Raw genomic sequence first — 14,977 nt, 5'->3', positions numbered from 1 at the left:
GCTCAGCCCCGGCCGATATAGGGCATGGTCGTGGCCATCACGGTCATAAACTGCACATTGGCCTCGGGCGGTAGATTGGCCATGTGCAGCACCGACTTGGCGGCATCTTCCACATCCATAGTCGGATCGGGCGTCGCACCGTCGGCAATCGCAGCATCGACTAGCCCCTGCACCATCTGAGTGCGGGCGTTCCCGATATCGATCTGGCCACAGGCAATGCCAAAATCGCGCCCGTCCAGCGACAGGCTGCGCGTAAGCCCTGTGATGGCGTGTTTCGTTGCAGAATAGTGCACCGAATTCGGGCGCGGCACATAAGCCGCGATCGAGCCGTTGTTGATGATGCGCCCGCCTTGTGGTGTTTGATGACGCATGATCCGAAACGCCTCACGCGCGCTCAGAAACATGCCGTTGAGGTTGACGTTGACGCTTTGGTACCAGTCCTCCAGCGCGATTTCATCAATCGTGCCGCCGGGTGCGAAGATGCCCGCATTGTTGAACAGAACGTCCAGCCGCTCGGCCCTGTTCGAGAACGACCGGAAGGCACGCGCAACTGCCACGGGATCGGTCACATCCGCAACCAGAGGGATCGCGTTGCGATGCCCTTCGGCCACTTCCACCAGTTTGTCTTCGCTGCGGGCCAGCAGACCAACAGTCCAGCCCTCGGCCAGGAACAGCTCGGCCGTGGCTTTTCCGATCCCGGAACTTGCGCCGGTTATGAGGATGGATTTCATGTCTCTTCAGCCTCCAGTGTCAGGGTCGCCGCCGGTATCGCGCGCAGATCATCGACGCGCAGATGATGGGTGGGTTTGGACAACCGATTACGCACCACCCAGATCAATCGTTCCTGCGCGCGGGTGATGGCAACATAGGCCAGTCGTTTCCACAAGGGCTGCCCGGCCTCGGTTCGGCCCATGCGGGCCGCGGCATAGATGTCGGGCGCAAAAACCTGCACCGTATCCCATTGCGAGCCCTGCGCCTTGTGGATAGTCACCGCCGCCCCATGCAGAAAGGTCGCGCCCATACGCGCGGCATAGGGGATGAACGGTTCTTCTTCATCCGGTTTTTCGATCTGCACAATCGACGCCGCACTGACCTGAGGGTCCTCGGCGCCCATGACATGCAGGCGGGAAAAACCGGGTTTTCGCCCCGGCCCCAGATAAACAACCTGCGCGCCTTTGATCAGGCCGCGCGCCTCAAGATCCAGCCGTTTCTTGCGGTGTTTCAGAGGCAGCTCGATCCCGTCGCAGATCAGCGGCTCACCTTCCAGCAATTCCGTCTCGGGGGCGCCATGGACCTGCCGGAAGGCCTGAATCAGACGGATGCGCGTTGCGTTGCGCCAAACCAGAACCGGGCTGCGCGCCATCAGGTCAACCTCGACCCGCTGCCCCCAGACCACACGGTCATCGCGACGCGCGGTATCTTCGACCAGACGCTCGAAATCCTCAAACCCCATGGCAGGGTCAGCAAGCGCATGAGCCAGATCGAGGATGGGATTGTCGGCATCCTGACGGTGAATGCGGTGCAGGGTCAGCTTGCGCGGCTCGGGCAGGGTTTCGAACACCATGCTGCCGGATTGGTTCACTGGTGCCAGCTGCGCCGGATCGCCGAACAGCAGCAACGTCGGAAAGATCTCTTTCAAATCATCAAACTGGCGGTCATCCAGCATCGAGGCTTCGTCGACAAAGCCGATATCCAGCGGCTCTTCCCGGCGCTTCCAGCCAGTGATGAAATCCGACCCGCGCAAACCGGCGGCAGCCAAAGCACCTGGGATCGACTTGTTGTTCTGGTAGAAGGCAGCCGCCCGGTCCAGCGCCTCATCCGTCAGGCCTTCGATCTCGGGCCGTTCGTCATTGCCCTCAAGCCACTCGGCGATGCGTTCATATTCAGGGTCGTAGACGGGCGTATAGAGAATGCGATGGATGGTCGTCGCGGGTACCCCGCGCAGGCGCAAAACGCTTGCGGCCTTGTTGGTGGGTGCCAGAATCGCCAGGCTGCGCTTGTCGCGGGACTTGCGGCTTTCATAGTCGCCTGAGACGATGTGAACGCCCGTCTCGGCCAGCGCCTTATACAGTTCCGCCAGCAAAAGGGTCTTGCCCGAACCAGCCTTACCGATCACGGCCATAACGCCCGATTCACCGTTCCCCGGCAGTTTCAGTAGCGCATCATCTTCAAGGTCCACCCCGGCAGAGCGCAGCATCTCGGCGATGCTGTCATAGGCGGCAGCCTGGTCTTCTGAGAAGGTCACATTGGGCAAAGACATGGCGCGACCCTACAGGGCCGCGCCACCCTTCACCAGATACGGATTTGGGTTTTCAAGACCCTAGGCCGACAGCGCAAACCGGTGCTGTTTGGCCGGGCCGAACGCGGTTCTGAACCACAGGCGCGAAAGCTCGCGCGGGATGCCCGCCCGTTCGGCCACGCGGTTGCAATCATCCGCGGAATAGGGCCACAGACCGACCGAAATTTGATCGCGCCCTTTCCCCTCGGACCCTAACACAATCGGCGACGACCCGATCAACCGGTAGATCCGGATCATCCGCGCATCAAAGACGCCGGCGATATGAGTCAGACCGAACCCCTCCATCATTTCACCGCCGCTCAGCATAATAGCCCCAGCCGTATGGGGGCTGGCTGTACGCGATAGGCAAAAGCGCGTGACCTCCCAGATCAAAGGGCTGCAAATTGGCTCGCCCTCGTTGAGATGCCCGAACACCTCGTTCACCATGACCGGGCCAGTGGTCGGCAGAACCCGCATTGAGCCGCCATGGCTGCCATCCGGCTCCTCCCAAATCACATAGAGCGGGTTGAGATCATCGTATTGATCCCGCTCTTCCCCTTTTTCATTGACGTAAACGTCCCATCCCAGCCGGGTTTTGAACTGATCCGCGCGATCGCGAAACATCCCGTCGGCCAAAGCTGGAAATTTATGCAGCTCATCAGCATACAAATAACGCAACATGACTAATTCCCCTTGTCGTCCTGTGCAGGAACGAAAGGGGTACGAAGTCGTGGTTAATTTACTGTTCTAAGGCCGTACGTTGCTTAAACGACTATTAACCCACGGCTGAGCGCGGTCGCGATGGCGTGCGTCGTATTTTGCGCACCCAGTTTCGAGCGCGCGCTTTCAATATAGACCCTAAGCGTGTGTTCCGAGATCGACAGCGAATGCGCAACCTGAGCGCGGCTGAAGCCCTGCGCAAGCAAAGTCATCGCATCAATTTCACGCGGGGACAGACCTCGGGTCGCTTCAGGCTGCCTGTCCTTTTCAAACTCCAGTGCTTTGCGGTTGATGTAGTGCGCCACGAGAATCAACTCGCGGCCAAAGGTCGAGATGAAATCCTGCCAAGTGTCGTCGTCACAACTGTGATTGACGGTGAACAGCGCAAACTGGCCGTTTGGCCCTCGGATCGGGATTGAATATCCCTGATTGCCCACCCCATGTTCCAACGCATCCTGAAGAAACGCCTTGGAGACCTTGCCGGACCAATCCAGCGCTTTCCAATCAACGGGGTGAAATCGTTGGAAGCATCCCAGAATCACCGGATCGATGCGGTGATAGTTCTTTTCGCGATACCGTTCATCCCAGGCATCGGAATAGGTGGTATAGCCGTACTGATCCCCGGCGGCATCCACCCAATGATATGTCAGATGTTCGACTTTCAGACAGTCGCGCAGGCGAATGGCGACCGAGCCAAGCTCATCAAGCGTGCTGGTGTTTTCCAAATCCTTCAGGATCTGACCCAAATCGAGTTCTGTTCCCATCCGCGGGCGCCCGTGCCTTATCTGTCATGGACGCGATTTCGGCTGCGGCAATCAGCTTGGTGTCGTCCAGCTGTTCGGCCAAGGCAGTCAACCCATTCGCAACAGCGAACGCGTTGAGGTCCGACAATACGTCCAGTATCCACTCATTTTGCGCCATAAGGGTCTCTCTGAAACAGTTAACGAAGTGTTAACACAACCATAGCATGTGCGATCTTTTTGACCTATTCACCGGTTTCTACTCCCCAAAAATAGTGAGGGGCAAAATTCCAACCTGTTGAAACAAAAAAGGGCTTTCCCAGAAGGCAAAACACCCGCGTATCGAAGATCCGATTCGCGGGTGTTTTTGTCTATTTCAGGATGGGCTTATGGACGCGCGTCCAAAACCTCTTCCAAAGTGCGCATGCCGGTGCGCGGGGCCTGAACCAGAACCGACATGTTCCCTGGCTTGTGCTCGTTGCGCAGCATTTTCATATGCGCTTCGGGCAGATCGTTCCAGGCGAACACTTCCGACATGCAGGGGTCCAGACGGCGTTCGACCATCAGCTTGTTGGCGGCTGCCGCTTGCTTCAGATGCGCAAAGTGCGACCCTTGCAGGCGCTTCTGGTGCATCCACATGTAGCGCACGTCGAAGGTACAATTAAACCCGGTGGTCCCAGCACAAATCACGACCATGCCGCCCTTTTTCACCACGAAGGTCGACACTGGGAAGGTGCTTTCGCCAGGGTGTTCAAACACCATATCGACGTTATTGCCCTTACCGGTGATATCCCAGATCGCTTTGCCGAACTTACGGGCCTCTTTGAACCACTCAGCGTATTCGGGTGTGTTGACCGTGGGCAGCTGACCCCAGCAGTTGAAGTCCTTGCGGTTCAGAACGCCTTTTGCGCCCAACCCCATCACGAAATCCCGTTTGCTTTCGTCCGAGATCACACCAATCGCATTTGCACCGGCCGTGTTGATCAATTGGATCGCGTAAGAGCCCAAACCACCCGAGGCACCCCAGACCAGAACGTTCTGACCGGGCTTCAGGTCATGAGGCTCGTGGCCGAACAGCATTCGGTAGGCCGTAGCGAGCGTCAGGGTATAGCACGCCGCCTGCTCCCAGGTCAGGTGCTTGGGACGCGGCATCAACTGCTGCGCCTGCACGCGCGTGAATTGGCTGAACGACCCGTCTGGGGTCTCATAGCCCCAGATGCGCTGGCTGGGTGAGTACATCGGATCGCCGCCGTTGCATTCCTCATCGTCGCCATCGTCCTGGTTGCAGTGGATCACCACCTCATCGCCGACCTTCCAGCGCTTGACCTTGTCACCCACGGCCCAAACGATGCCCGACGCATCCGAACCAGCGATGTGGTACGGGGCCTTGTGGCCATCAAACGGGCTGATCGGCTGGCCCAAAGCGGCCCAGACGCCATTATAGTTGACGCCCGCCGCCATCACGAGGACCAAAACCTCGTTGCTGTCGAGTTCGGGCACATCGACCACTTCCTGCTGCATCGCAGTATTTGGTTCTCCGTGACGCTCTTTGCGGATTGCCCAGGCGTACATCTGCTTGGGCACAAACCCCATCGGAGGGATTTCCCCCATTTCATAGAGGTCCTTTTCGGGTGCCTCGTACGACGCGATACCGCTTTCGGTGTCCAAAGCCATGCTGGCCTCCTTTTCTATATCTTTGCCGCGGCGCAGAATCGCCGCCTCTCCTACAGAGGGATAGGAGGGGTTGCGCAACATTGCAACCATCTTTGGTCTATTTTTGTAATTTTATGACCCAGCGGGTGCAGAAACGTCTTTTGCGGGCGCAGCATTGGCGGATTTCACATGTTCGGGCACTGACTCTGCGTAGTATTGCATAAGATCCTCGCGCTGCCCGGACAGATTCAAAACCCCGTCTTCACGCGTCAGAATGCGCCGTTCGACCATTTGATCCACCGCGCTTGTGATGGCGTCCTCAGCCTCCGCGAACGCAAGACCATCAGATTCCATAAGGGCAAGGATTCGACTCCGCACGTCCTCTTCGGGCATTGAGCCATTCTCGCGCAGCAGCCAGCAGGCGGCCGGTCCGGGCACCAAGGGAATCGCCGCGCCAATCCGTTTCATCAACGCACGCGCGAGGTCAGTCATCACGTCATCCCCAGACTGCGCCTCGAATTCTTTAAGTGAGATCGGCTTACCATAGCGAACCGCAGCCACTCCGAACCGCTTGTACCGACCGATCAGCCGACGCCAGATTTGCTTGAGAACCCAGCTTGTGATCACCCCGATCCGCGCACGAAAACGTCGATCAGTTCCGAGGGCGGCGCGCGTCAGAATCGTGTCCTCAAGTACGCGGTCATAGTTCAAGGCCACCGGCACAAACACCACATCGCGCCCCTCGGGCGAGGTGCCGTCGATAATATATTTCAACAAACCCAGCTTGGGGCGCCCCAAAGCGCCGGTCAGGCTGAGCCCGCCTTCGGGGAACATCGCTTGCGTTACACCTGCTTCGGTCGCGTGTCTTACATAGCTGGCCAGAACCTGGCGATATAATTCACTGCCCGATTTGCGCCGGATAAAATACGCGCCCATCGCCCGGATCAACCGGCTGAGCGGCCAAACCCGTGCCCATTCGCCCACGGCATAGGACAGGGCGGATTGCTGCGCCGCTAGATAGGTAACCAGAACATAGTCCATGTTGCTGCGGTGGTTCATCACAAAGACAACCGTCGCCTCGGGGTCGATATCTTTGATCGCGCTTTCATCCTTATAGCTGAGATGCACCTTGTAGAACGCGTTGCTCAGCAACCGGGACAGGCGAATGGCAAAGCTGAAATAGGCAAAAGCCGAAAAGGAGGGCACGATCTCACGCGCGTATCGGCGGGCTTGTTCGAACGCAACGGCTTCGGGGATGCCTTCTTCATGGGCGTGCTGCTGCACCGCGTGCCCGACCTGAGGATCATAGATGAGCCGCTGGATCATGTCGTGCCGCCGCGCCAGCTTGAACGGCTGGATCGGCCTCTGCAGGCGTTGGTTCAACCGAGAGACCGCCCTCTCAAGCCTGCGGCGAAAGAACCAGCGGACGGACGGGAAAAGAAAATGCGAGGCAAAAGTGACCATGGCAAAGACCACGATCAACAGGAATAGCCACAGCGGAAGTTCCACGGTTCTCAACATCGGGCCACACTGCCACCAAACGAGACGGCTCACAATCTAGACAATTCGCACATGCCGCAACGCAGCGAATTGACAATGCCTGAAAATTGCGATTTAGAAGCCGTAGACGTAATTTTGTTGCTCACCGAAACACGAGGCCCGCCCATGACGCAGATGCAGAAAGACCGCCCCTGGCTGATCCGAACCTATGCCGGTCATTCCACCGCCAAAGCCTCGAACGCGCTGTATCGCGGCAACCTCGCCAAAGGTCAGACTGGCCTGTCTGTGGCTTTCGATCTGCCGACTCAAACGGGGTATGACAGCGACCACACGTTGGCGCGGGGTGAGGTTGGCAAAGTGGGCGTGCCGATCTGCCATCTGGGCGACATGCGGGTGCTGTTCGATCAGATCCCGCTGGAGCAGATGAACACCTCGATGACGATCAACGCGACGGCCCCGTGGCTGCTGGCGCTTTACATCGCCGTGGCCGAGGAACAGGGCGCGGATGTCTCAAAGCTGCAGGGCACCGTTCAGAATGACTTGATCAAGGAGTATCTCAGCCGCGGTACCTATGTCTGCCCACCCAAGCCGTCGTTGAAGATGATCGCGGACGTGGCTGAGTATTGCTACACCAACGTGCCAAAATGGAACCCGATGAACGTGTGTTCCTACCACCTGCAAGAGGCCGGCGCGACCCCGGAACAGGAGCTGGCCTACGCGCTCGCCACCGCCATTGCGGTGCTAGATGAGCTACGCCCTCGTGTGCCTGCCGAGGACTTCCCTGCCCTATGTGGACGCATTTCCTTCTTCGTAAATGCAGGTATCCGCTTTGTCACCGAAATGTGCAAAATGCGGGCATTCGTCGATCTTTGGGATGAAATCCTTCAACAACGATACGGCGTTGAGAACCCCAAGTTCCGCAGATTCCGCTATGGCGTTCAGGTCAACTCGCTTGGGCTGACCGAACAGCAGCCGGAAAACAACGTCTACCGCATCCTGATCGAAATGCTGGCTGTGACCCTGTCGAAAAAGGCGCGCGCCCGTGCCGTTCAATTGCCTGCCTGGAATGAGGCTTTGGGCCTGCCCCGCCCCTGGGACCAGCAGTGGTCGATGCGCATGCAGCAGATTCTGGCTTATGAGACGGACCTGCTGGAATATGGCGATCTGTTCGACGGGAATCCGGCGGTTGATGCCAAGGTCGAAGAACTCAAGGAAGGCGCGCGGGCCGAATTGGCCAATCTCGACTCCATGGGTGGTGCCGTGGCCTCGATCGAATATATGAAGTCACGACTGGTCGATTCCAATGCGGAACGCCTGAACCGCATTGAACGGAACGAAACCATTGTGGTCGGTGTGAACAAATGGGTCGACGGTGAACCCTCGCCTCTGCAAACCGAGGATGGCGGCATCATGGTTGTGGACCCTGCGGTCGAGCAGGAGCAGATCAATCGCTTGAACGAATGGCGGGCAGAGCGTGATGACCTAGCCGTGGCTGCTGCTCTAGGTGCTCTGCGTGAGGCGGCACAAACCGGGGCGAATGTCATGGAGCCCTCGATTGCTGCGGCCAAGGCCGGTGCAACCACGGGTGAATGGGCCGAGGAAATGCGCAAGGTCTTCGGCACCTACCGTGGCCCAACCGGCGTGTCCGGCTCGGTCTCGAACAAGACCGAAGGGTTGGAGGACCTGCGCGCCTCGGTCGATGCGGTTAGTGACCGGCTCGGGCGTCGTTTGAAATTCCTGGTCGGCAAGCCGGGGTTGGATGGCCATTCCAACGGAGCCGAGCAGATTGCCTTCCGCGCCCGCGATTGCGGCATGGATATCAGCTATGAGGGCATTCGCCTGACACCAGAAGAAATCGTCTCGGCCGCATCCGAGGATGATGCCCATGTGATCGGTTTGTCGATCCTGTCTGGCAGTCATCTGCCTCTGGTCGAAGACGTAATGACCCGCCTGAAACAGGCAGGCCTGTCGCACGTGCCTGTCATCGTCGGTGGGATTATTCCGGACGATGACGCAGACGCTTTGAAGAAAATGGGTGTCGCCAGAATCTACACGCCCAAGAATTTCGAATTGAACGCAATCATGGGCGACATCGTCGCGCTGGTGGACCCGCAGGAAATCGCCGCCGAATAACACCCGTTTTGAAAAACTCTTGATGGCTATTCCCGAAATACCGGGAATAGCCTATATCGGCGTATGGAAATACGGCTTGTATTTTTCAACCGTAGCCACTCACGCCTGAAAGAGGAAAAGTAATGGGACTTGAGCTTGAAAAAATGTCACGCAATGAACTTCTGCAATTGCGCGACGATATAGATAAAGCCCTGGTAGATGCTGAAAAGCGCGAGCGCAAAGCCGCTCTGGAAGCTGCCGAAAAAGCCGCAGCCGAATTCGGGTTTTCCTTGTCCGAGCTTTCGGACGCCGCCCCGAAAGGCGCCAAACTCCAGAAATCAAAAGCAAAATACCGCAACCCAAACGCCCCAGATCAAACCTGGACCGGCCGTGGACGCAAGCCTCAATGGGTCCATGACGCGCTGAATTCCGGCACCGATATCGCCGAGTTGGAAATCTAAATTTGAGGTCGTTTCAGAAATGACAATCCACATTGGCGCAGAAAAAGGTGACATCGCAGAAACCGTTCTTTTGCCCGGAGATCCCTATCGGGCGAAATGGGCGGCGGAAACGTTTTTGGATGACGTTGGGCTAGTCAATGACGTGCGCGGCATGCTCGGGTTTTCCGGTAAGTGGAAAGGAAACCCTGTCACCATTCAGGGCAGCGGCATGGGGATGCCCTCACTTTCCATTTACGTGAACGAATTGATCCGGGATTTCGGCGCAAAGACACTGATCCGCATCGGCTCCTGCGGTGGTATGCAAGACAGCGTCAATGTCCGCGATGTTATTCTGGCCATGACATCGACCACGCTTAGCACGCCGTCCCGGGGCATCATGAAGGAATTGAACTTCGCTCCCTGCGCCGATTGGGGCCTGTTGCAGGCTGCTGCCAATGCAGCGGCAGCCAAGGGAACACCGACCCATGTGGGCGGGATCTATTCGTCCGACGTGTTCTATGATGAGCGCCCTGATTTGAACGAACAGATGGTGCGTCACGGCATTCTGGGGGTCGAGATGGAAGCGGCCGAGCTGTATATCCTCGCCGCCAGACACAAATGCCGTGCTCTTGCGGTTCTGACCGTCTCGGACCACCTGTTGACGGGCGAGGCCCTGCCCTCATCCGATCGGGAGCGTAGCTTTGGTGACATGGTCGAGATCGCGCTGCAAGCGGCCTTCCCGGACGCAGCATAACGTGAAACGGGCCGAGCATGTCTCGGCCCGATTTCTATTTGCCGATTGATTGCCGCAGACATTTCGAAGGACGATCTGAACCGTCGGATCGCGCGCCGCAATAGGCACAAACCCACAGATCTTCGTCACGATGCAATCGCCAGCGACAGTCGCGTGTCAGCGAAGACGTGCGGGACCGCCAGAAGAAATAGGCGAAAACCCCAGCGGCCAGAAGAAGCAGAAGAACAGGCATAGATCTGTTTGGCCCGTTCCAGCCGCAAATGGCAAGGCCGGTGTCACGCCGCGTTGGCGTATTCGAACAACTCAGGCTCTCGTTGATCGTGCGCGCCAACCGGTTCTGGCGTGCAATACGCCCAAGCTTGCTCCAACAAGGTCAGAGCTTCCTTGGCGTCGGTTTTCGGTGTGTTTGCTTGTGTACTCATCGGAGTGATCCTGATTTCATCACTCCTCCCTTCCGCAAATATACGGCGTCGGTGGACCGACGACATCGGACGTTTTTGCAAAGGGGGCATGCGCTTGCCGCAGCACGGCAAGCGCATCGGTCGATCAGACAGAGCGTTCGACCATCATCTTCTTGATCTGCGCGATCGCTGCTGCCGGGTTCAGACCCTTCGGGCAGGTCTTGGCGCAGTTCATGATCGTGTGGCAGCGATACAGCTTGAAGGGATCTTCTAGCTCATCCAGACGCTCGCCCGTGGCTTCATCACGGCTGTCGATGATCCAGCGGTAGGCATGCAGCAAAGCTGCGGGGCCAAGATAGCGGTCGCCGTTCCACCAGTAGCTCGGGCAGGAGGTCGAGCAGCTGGCGCACATTACGCATTCATACAAGCCGTCCAGCTTCTTGCGGTCTTCAATGGACTGCTTCCACTCTTTTGCGGGGCGGTTTGTCTTGGTTTCCAGCCACGGCATGATGCTGGCGTGCTGCGCGTAGAAATGCGTCAGGTCGGGGATCAGGTCCTTGACTACAGGCATATGCGGCAGCGGATAGATCTTCACGTCGCCCTTGATCTCATCCATGCCGTAGATGCAGGCCAGCGTGTTGATCCCGTCGATATTCATCGCGCAGGAGCCACAGATCCCTTCCCGGCACGAACGACGGAAGGTCAGGGTCGGATCAATCTCGTTCTTGATCTTGATCAGCGCGTCCAAGATCATCGGACCGCAGGTGTCCATATCGACGAAATACGTGTCGACACGCGGGTTCTGGCCGTCATCGGGGTTCCAGCGATAGATCTGGAACTTGCGCAGGTTCTTCGCGCCGTCCGGTTTGGGCCATGTCTTACCGGTGGTGATCCGGGAATTCTTGGGCAGGGTCAGTTGAACCATGTCAATTCTCCATTCAGCCTGTCCGGGCGCGGTCAGACGCGCCTCGATTGTAGTGCCCCCAATGGGCAGTGTTCACGTCAAAATCCGCAGACAACCAATCGGCAATCGCCTGGGGGTCATCGCGGTCGACATCAAAGCGCAGGAACCTTACGTTCCCGTCGAAATGGGCCTGCACCTCGGCGTGGTGTACGTCATACATCCGGCGCCAGCCCTGTTTCACTTCGTCTGTGCCCATCCCGTTGGCCTTGCAGCAGCGTTCGAGATAACCACCATTGCTGTGCAGCGCGCGTGAGGAGATCCAATCCTCGCGATCGCGCGTATTCAGTAGAAAATAGGCATCCGGATAAGCCGCATGCAACTCGCGGAAAAACCGTGTGCCATCCAGCATGAAACGGGCATTCACAAAGGCAATGTCAGTAAAGGCCCGGACCGAGCCGAACCCATCCAGCGGTTTCCGGCCCATGGCGATATTCGTCACCATTTTCTGGGCCAGGTTTTTGCCTTGATCGTCCACCCAATGCACCGACGCGATGCCGCTGTTCTGAAACAGCTTGTGCAGCGACGTGGTGGCGCAGCGGTTCAGACCGATCAGGATGATCTTGGGGTCTCGCGGACCCGAGGGCAGCTGTTCAACCGTCATGGCAAGCACCCCTCACCACGCCCGAAAGGGGCGTTTGTCGTGTCGGTGGGTATGTGGCGCTTGCACCGCATTGCCTGATGGTTGCTCCTACTTAGAACGTCCGCGCTTTAGGCGCGATTTTCTTGAGGCTGATGCCGCCCTGATCCTCGTTGGTCAGAGGATCAACGATCACCGGACGGTAACTGAGTTCAACCTTGTTACCCTCGACCCGGCTGACGGTGTGGACACGCCAGTTCTCATCGTCGCGCTCTGCGAAATCCTCATGCGCATGTGCGCCACGGGACTCTTTGCGCGCTTCGGCCCCCACGATGGTAGCCAGAGCGCTTGGCATAAGGTTGGTCAGTTCCAGTGACTCCATCAGGTCACTGTTCCAGACCAGAGACCGATCCGAAACCTTCAGATCGTCCATCTTAGCCGCGATCGCTGTCATCTTTTCGACGCCTTCCGCCATGGTCTTGGCGGTCCGGAACACAGCCGCGTCCTGCTGCATGGTCTTTTGCATCTCAAGCCGCAGGTCAGCGGTTGGGACTGCGCCCGAGGCGTTCCGTACAGCGTCAAACCGATCAAATGCCTTGTCAACCGATGCCTGATTCAGCACAGGGTTCGGCGCGTCTGCGTCCACTACTTTACCGGCCCGGATGGCCGCCGCGCGACCAAAGACGACCAGATCGATCAGAGAGTTAGATCCCAGACGGTTGGCACCGTGGACCGAAGCACAGCCCGCTTCGCCCACTGCCATCAGGCCGGGAACAACTGCGGTTGGGTTGTCTGCAGTTGGGTTGAGAACCTCACCCCAATAATTCGTCGGAATACCGCCCATATTATAGTGCACGGTCGGCAGAACCGGGATGGGTTCCTTGGTAACGTCAACACCAGCAAAGACACGCGCCGATTCCGAGATTCCAGGCAGCCGTTCCGCCAGCGCCTCGGCTGGCAGGTGGCTCAGGTTCAAATGAATATGGTCCCCGTCATCGCCATGACCACGTCCTTCGCGGATCTCCATCGTCATTGAACGCGAGACATAGTCGCGCGGCGCCAAGTCCTTATACTGGGGCGCATAGCGCTCCATGAAACGCTCACCTTCAGAGTTGGTCAGGTAACCGCCCTCACCCCGAGCACCCTCGGTGATTAGGCAACCCGAGCCGTAGATGCCAGTCGGGTGAAACTGAACGAACTCCATATCCTGCAGGGCCAGACCGGCACGGGCCACCATGCCGCCACCGTCGCCGGTGCAGGTATGGGCCGAGGTCGCGCTGAAATATGCACGACCGTAACCGCCGGTCGCCAGCACAACCATCTTGGCGTTGAAGACATGCATCGTGCCATCGTCCAGCTTCCAGCAGACAACGCCTTGACACTGCCCGTCCTCGGACATGATCAGGTCGATAGCGAAATATTCGATGTAGAATTCAGCGTTGTTTTTCAGCGACTGACCGTAAAGCGTGTGCAGGATCGCGTGACCGGTCCGGTCAGCGGCTGCACATGTACGTTGCACGGCGGGGCCTTCGCCAAACTCGGTGGTGTGACCGCCGAAGGGACGCTGATAGATTTTACCCTCTTCCGTACGGCTGAAGGGCACGCCGTAGTGTTCCAGCTCATAAACGGCCTTGGGAGCTTCGCGCGCAAGGTACTCCATTGCATCGGTGTCACCCAGCCAGTCCGAGCCCTTTACGGTGTCGTACATGTGCCATTGCCAATGGTCAGGCCCCATGTTGGACAGGGACGCGGCAATACCACCTTGCGCGGCAACCGTATGTGAGCGTGTCGGGAACACTTTGGTGACACAGGCTGTACGTAGACCCTGCTCGGCCATGCCCAATGTTGCCCGCAGACCGGCCCCACCTGCACCTACGACGACAACGTCGTATTCGTGGGTTTCATATTCATATGCTGCTGTCATTGTTCTTGTTCCTTATCGCGCGTCACAGGGCCAGCTTGACCAGGGCAAACAGCCCCGCAGCCATCAGCGTGTAGCCAAGCGCCCACATCGCAACGAGAGAGATTTTCTCAAGAATGCCATGGATATAGTCTTCGATAGTTTCCTGCGCCTCATACATAAGCTGCTGGAGGCCCACGACCAGCGTCAGGGCGGTGACAATCGCAGGGAAGGGACGGCTGAAATAGGCCAGAACCTCTTCATACGTGCCGCCGAGGCCCATTCCGAAGGTGATGAAAAATATGGGAACCAGCACGGTCAGGATCATCGCGCGCACCATGGTACGCCAATGGGTTTGTGTTCCCGATTTCCCTGCGCCCAGGCCCTGCGCGCGTTTGCGGTCGGTCAGATATCGCATGTCCGTCTCCTTAAACCACAAGCACGGTGAGAATGGTCAGGACGGTGGCCCCGATGAACATACCCATCCCCAGCTTTTCCGAGGTGTTCACGTCGAGGCAGTAGCCGAAGTCCCAGAACACGTGACGCAGGCGGCCCAGCGTGTGATACCAAAGCGCCCAGGTCGCGACGATGAGGATCAGATTGCCGAACCAGCTGGTCAGGAACCCGTCGATCAGCGCAAATGCACTTTCCGAAGTTGACGCGGCCAGCAACCACCAGACAACCAGAACGGCAACGGCGAAAACCCCGAGGCCGGAAAACCGAACCATAATGGACGACATGGAAGTCATCTGCGGGCGATAGATCATAATATGTGGCGAGAGCGGGCGGTTGCCCCGATTGACATCGGCCATGGCGGCTCCTCTTACTTTGGCTACCAGACTTTTTACTTGTTTTTGCGCTTCTGTCACGTGCTGCACCTGCAAAAACAGGTAAAATTGCCTCAAAAACGGTGATTTTGACCAATTGTGATCACGCAC

The 14,977-nt window shown here is 57.9% G+C and carries 16 protein-coding genes; 3 read left to right on the top strand and 13 right to left on the bottom strand.

Going from position 1 to position 14,977, the window contains the following annotated elements:
- Positions 1–2 precede the first annotated feature (2 nt).
- From ACR0B5_RS14310 to ACR0B5_RS14285, 6 genes are all read right to left on the bottom strand, one after another.
- On the bottom strand, positions 3–731 hold the full coding sequence (locus tag ACR0B5_RS14310) for an SDR family oxidoreductase (RefSeq protein WP_480541263.1): 729 nt from the start codon (positions 729–731) through the stop codon (positions 3–5).
- Entirely contained in the window at positions 728–2,260 is a 1,533-nt protein-coding gene (locus tag ACR0B5_RS14305) for an ATP-dependent DNA helicase (protein ID WP_480541261.1), read from the bottom strand. The genes ACR0B5_RS14310 and ACR0B5_RS14305 overlap by 4 nt, the downstream gene beginning before the upstream one ends.
- Before the next feature lie 60 nt (positions 2,261–2,320).
- Positions 2,321–2,959, bottom strand: coding sequence for an acyl-homoserine-lactone synthase (locus ACR0B5_RS14300; protein ID WP_480541259.1), 639 nt, complete (start codon positions 2,957–2,959; stop codon positions 2,321–2,323).
- Positions 2,960–3,042: 83 nt separating this feature from the next.
- Positions 3,043–3,762, bottom strand: coding sequence for a helix-turn-helix transcriptional regulator (locus tag ACR0B5_RS14295; RefSeq protein ID WP_480541257.1), 720 nt, complete (start codon positions 3,760–3,762; stop codon positions 3,043–3,045).
- Between the two features lie 363 nt (positions 3,763–4,125).
- Positions 4,126–5,412 (bottom strand): crotonyl-CoA carboxylase/reductase, encoded by a 1,287-nt coding sequence (ccrA, locus tag ACR0B5_RS14290; RefSeq protein ID WP_170468948.1) that lies wholly within the window; start codon positions 5,410–5,412, stop codon positions 4,126–4,128.
- Between the two features lie 111 nt (positions 5,413–5,523).
- Positions 5,524–6,912, bottom strand: coding sequence for a 1-acyl-sn-glycerol-3-phosphate acyltransferase (locus ACR0B5_RS14285; RefSeq protein ID WP_480541255.1), 1,389 nt, complete (start codon positions 6,910–6,912; stop codon positions 5,524–5,526).
- A gap of 144 nt (positions 6,913–7,056) precedes the next feature.
- Here ACR0B5_RS14285 and ACR0B5_RS14280 point away from each other — a divergent pair, with 144 nt between their 5' ends.
- The 3 genes from ACR0B5_RS14280 (at position 7,057) to deoD (ending at position 10,197) form a co-directional block, all read left to right on the top strand.
- Entirely contained in the window at positions 7,057–9,024 is a 1,968-nt protein-coding gene (locus ACR0B5_RS14280; protein WP_170678759.1) for a protein meaA, read from the top strand.
- A 122-nt stretch (positions 9,025–9,146) separates the two neighbouring features.
- Positions 9,147–9,464: an H-NS histone family protein gene (locus ACR0B5_RS14275; protein ID WP_480541252.1), complete on the top strand. Its 318-nt coding sequence runs from the start codon at positions 9,147–9,149 to the stop codon at positions 9,462–9,464.
- 19 nt (positions 9,465–9,483) lie between these two features.
- Positions 9,484–10,197, top strand: coding sequence for a purine-nucleoside phosphorylase (gene deoD, locus ACR0B5_RS14270; protein ID WP_480541250.1), 714 nt, complete (start codon positions 9,484–9,486; stop codon positions 10,195–10,197).
- A 34-nt stretch (positions 10,198–10,231) separates the two neighbouring features.
- On the opposite strand, the gene ACR0B5_RS14265 is transcribed toward deoD, so the two are convergent.
- The 7 genes from ACR0B5_RS14265 to sdhC form a co-directional block, all read right to left on the bottom strand.
- Positions 10,232–10,429, bottom strand: coding sequence for a hypothetical protein (locus tag ACR0B5_RS14265; protein ID WP_170747525.1), 198 nt, complete (start codon positions 10,427–10,429; stop codon positions 10,232–10,234).
- A 43-nt stretch (positions 10,430–10,472) separates the two neighbouring features.
- Positions 10,473–10,619, bottom strand: a complete 147-nt coding sequence (locus tag ACR0B5_RS14260; RefSeq protein WP_480541248.1) for a hypothetical protein — start codon at positions 10,617–10,619, stop codon at positions 10,473–10,475.
- 124 nt (positions 10,620–10,743) lie between these two features.
- Entirely contained in the window at positions 10,744–11,523 is a 780-nt protein-coding gene (locus ACR0B5_RS14255; protein ID WP_170462678.1) for a succinate dehydrogenase iron-sulfur subunit, read from the bottom strand.
- Positions 11,524–11,536: 13 nt separating this feature from the next.
- Entirely contained in the window at positions 11,537–12,163 is a 627-nt protein-coding gene (locus tag ACR0B5_RS14250) for a sulfotransferase (RefSeq protein WP_480541246.1), read from the bottom strand.
- Between the two features lie 91 nt (positions 12,164–12,254).
- A complete protein-coding gene (gene sdhA / locus ACR0B5_RS14245) occupies positions 12,255–14,063 on the bottom strand; it encodes a succinate dehydrogenase flavoprotein subunit (protein WP_170378956.1) in 1,809 nt (602 codons plus the stop codon).
- Positions 14,064–14,085: 22 nt separating this feature from the next.
- Positions 14,086–14,457 (bottom strand): succinate dehydrogenase, hydrophobic membrane anchor protein, encoded by a 372-nt coding sequence (locus tag ACR0B5_RS14240; protein WP_480541244.1) that lies wholly within the window; start codon positions 14,455–14,457, stop codon positions 14,086–14,088.
- 10 nt (positions 14,458–14,467) lie between these two features.
- A complete protein-coding gene (sdhC, locus tag ACR0B5_RS14235) occupies positions 14,468–14,851 on the bottom strand; it encodes a succinate dehydrogenase, cytochrome b556 subunit (protein WP_480541242.1) in 384 nt (127 codons plus the stop codon).
- Positions 14,852–14,977 lie beyond the last annotated feature (126 nt).

It is taken from the genome of Ruegeria sp. AG1, assembly GCF_056541705.1.
This window is presented reverse-complemented; position numbering and strand designations above follow the sequence as displayed.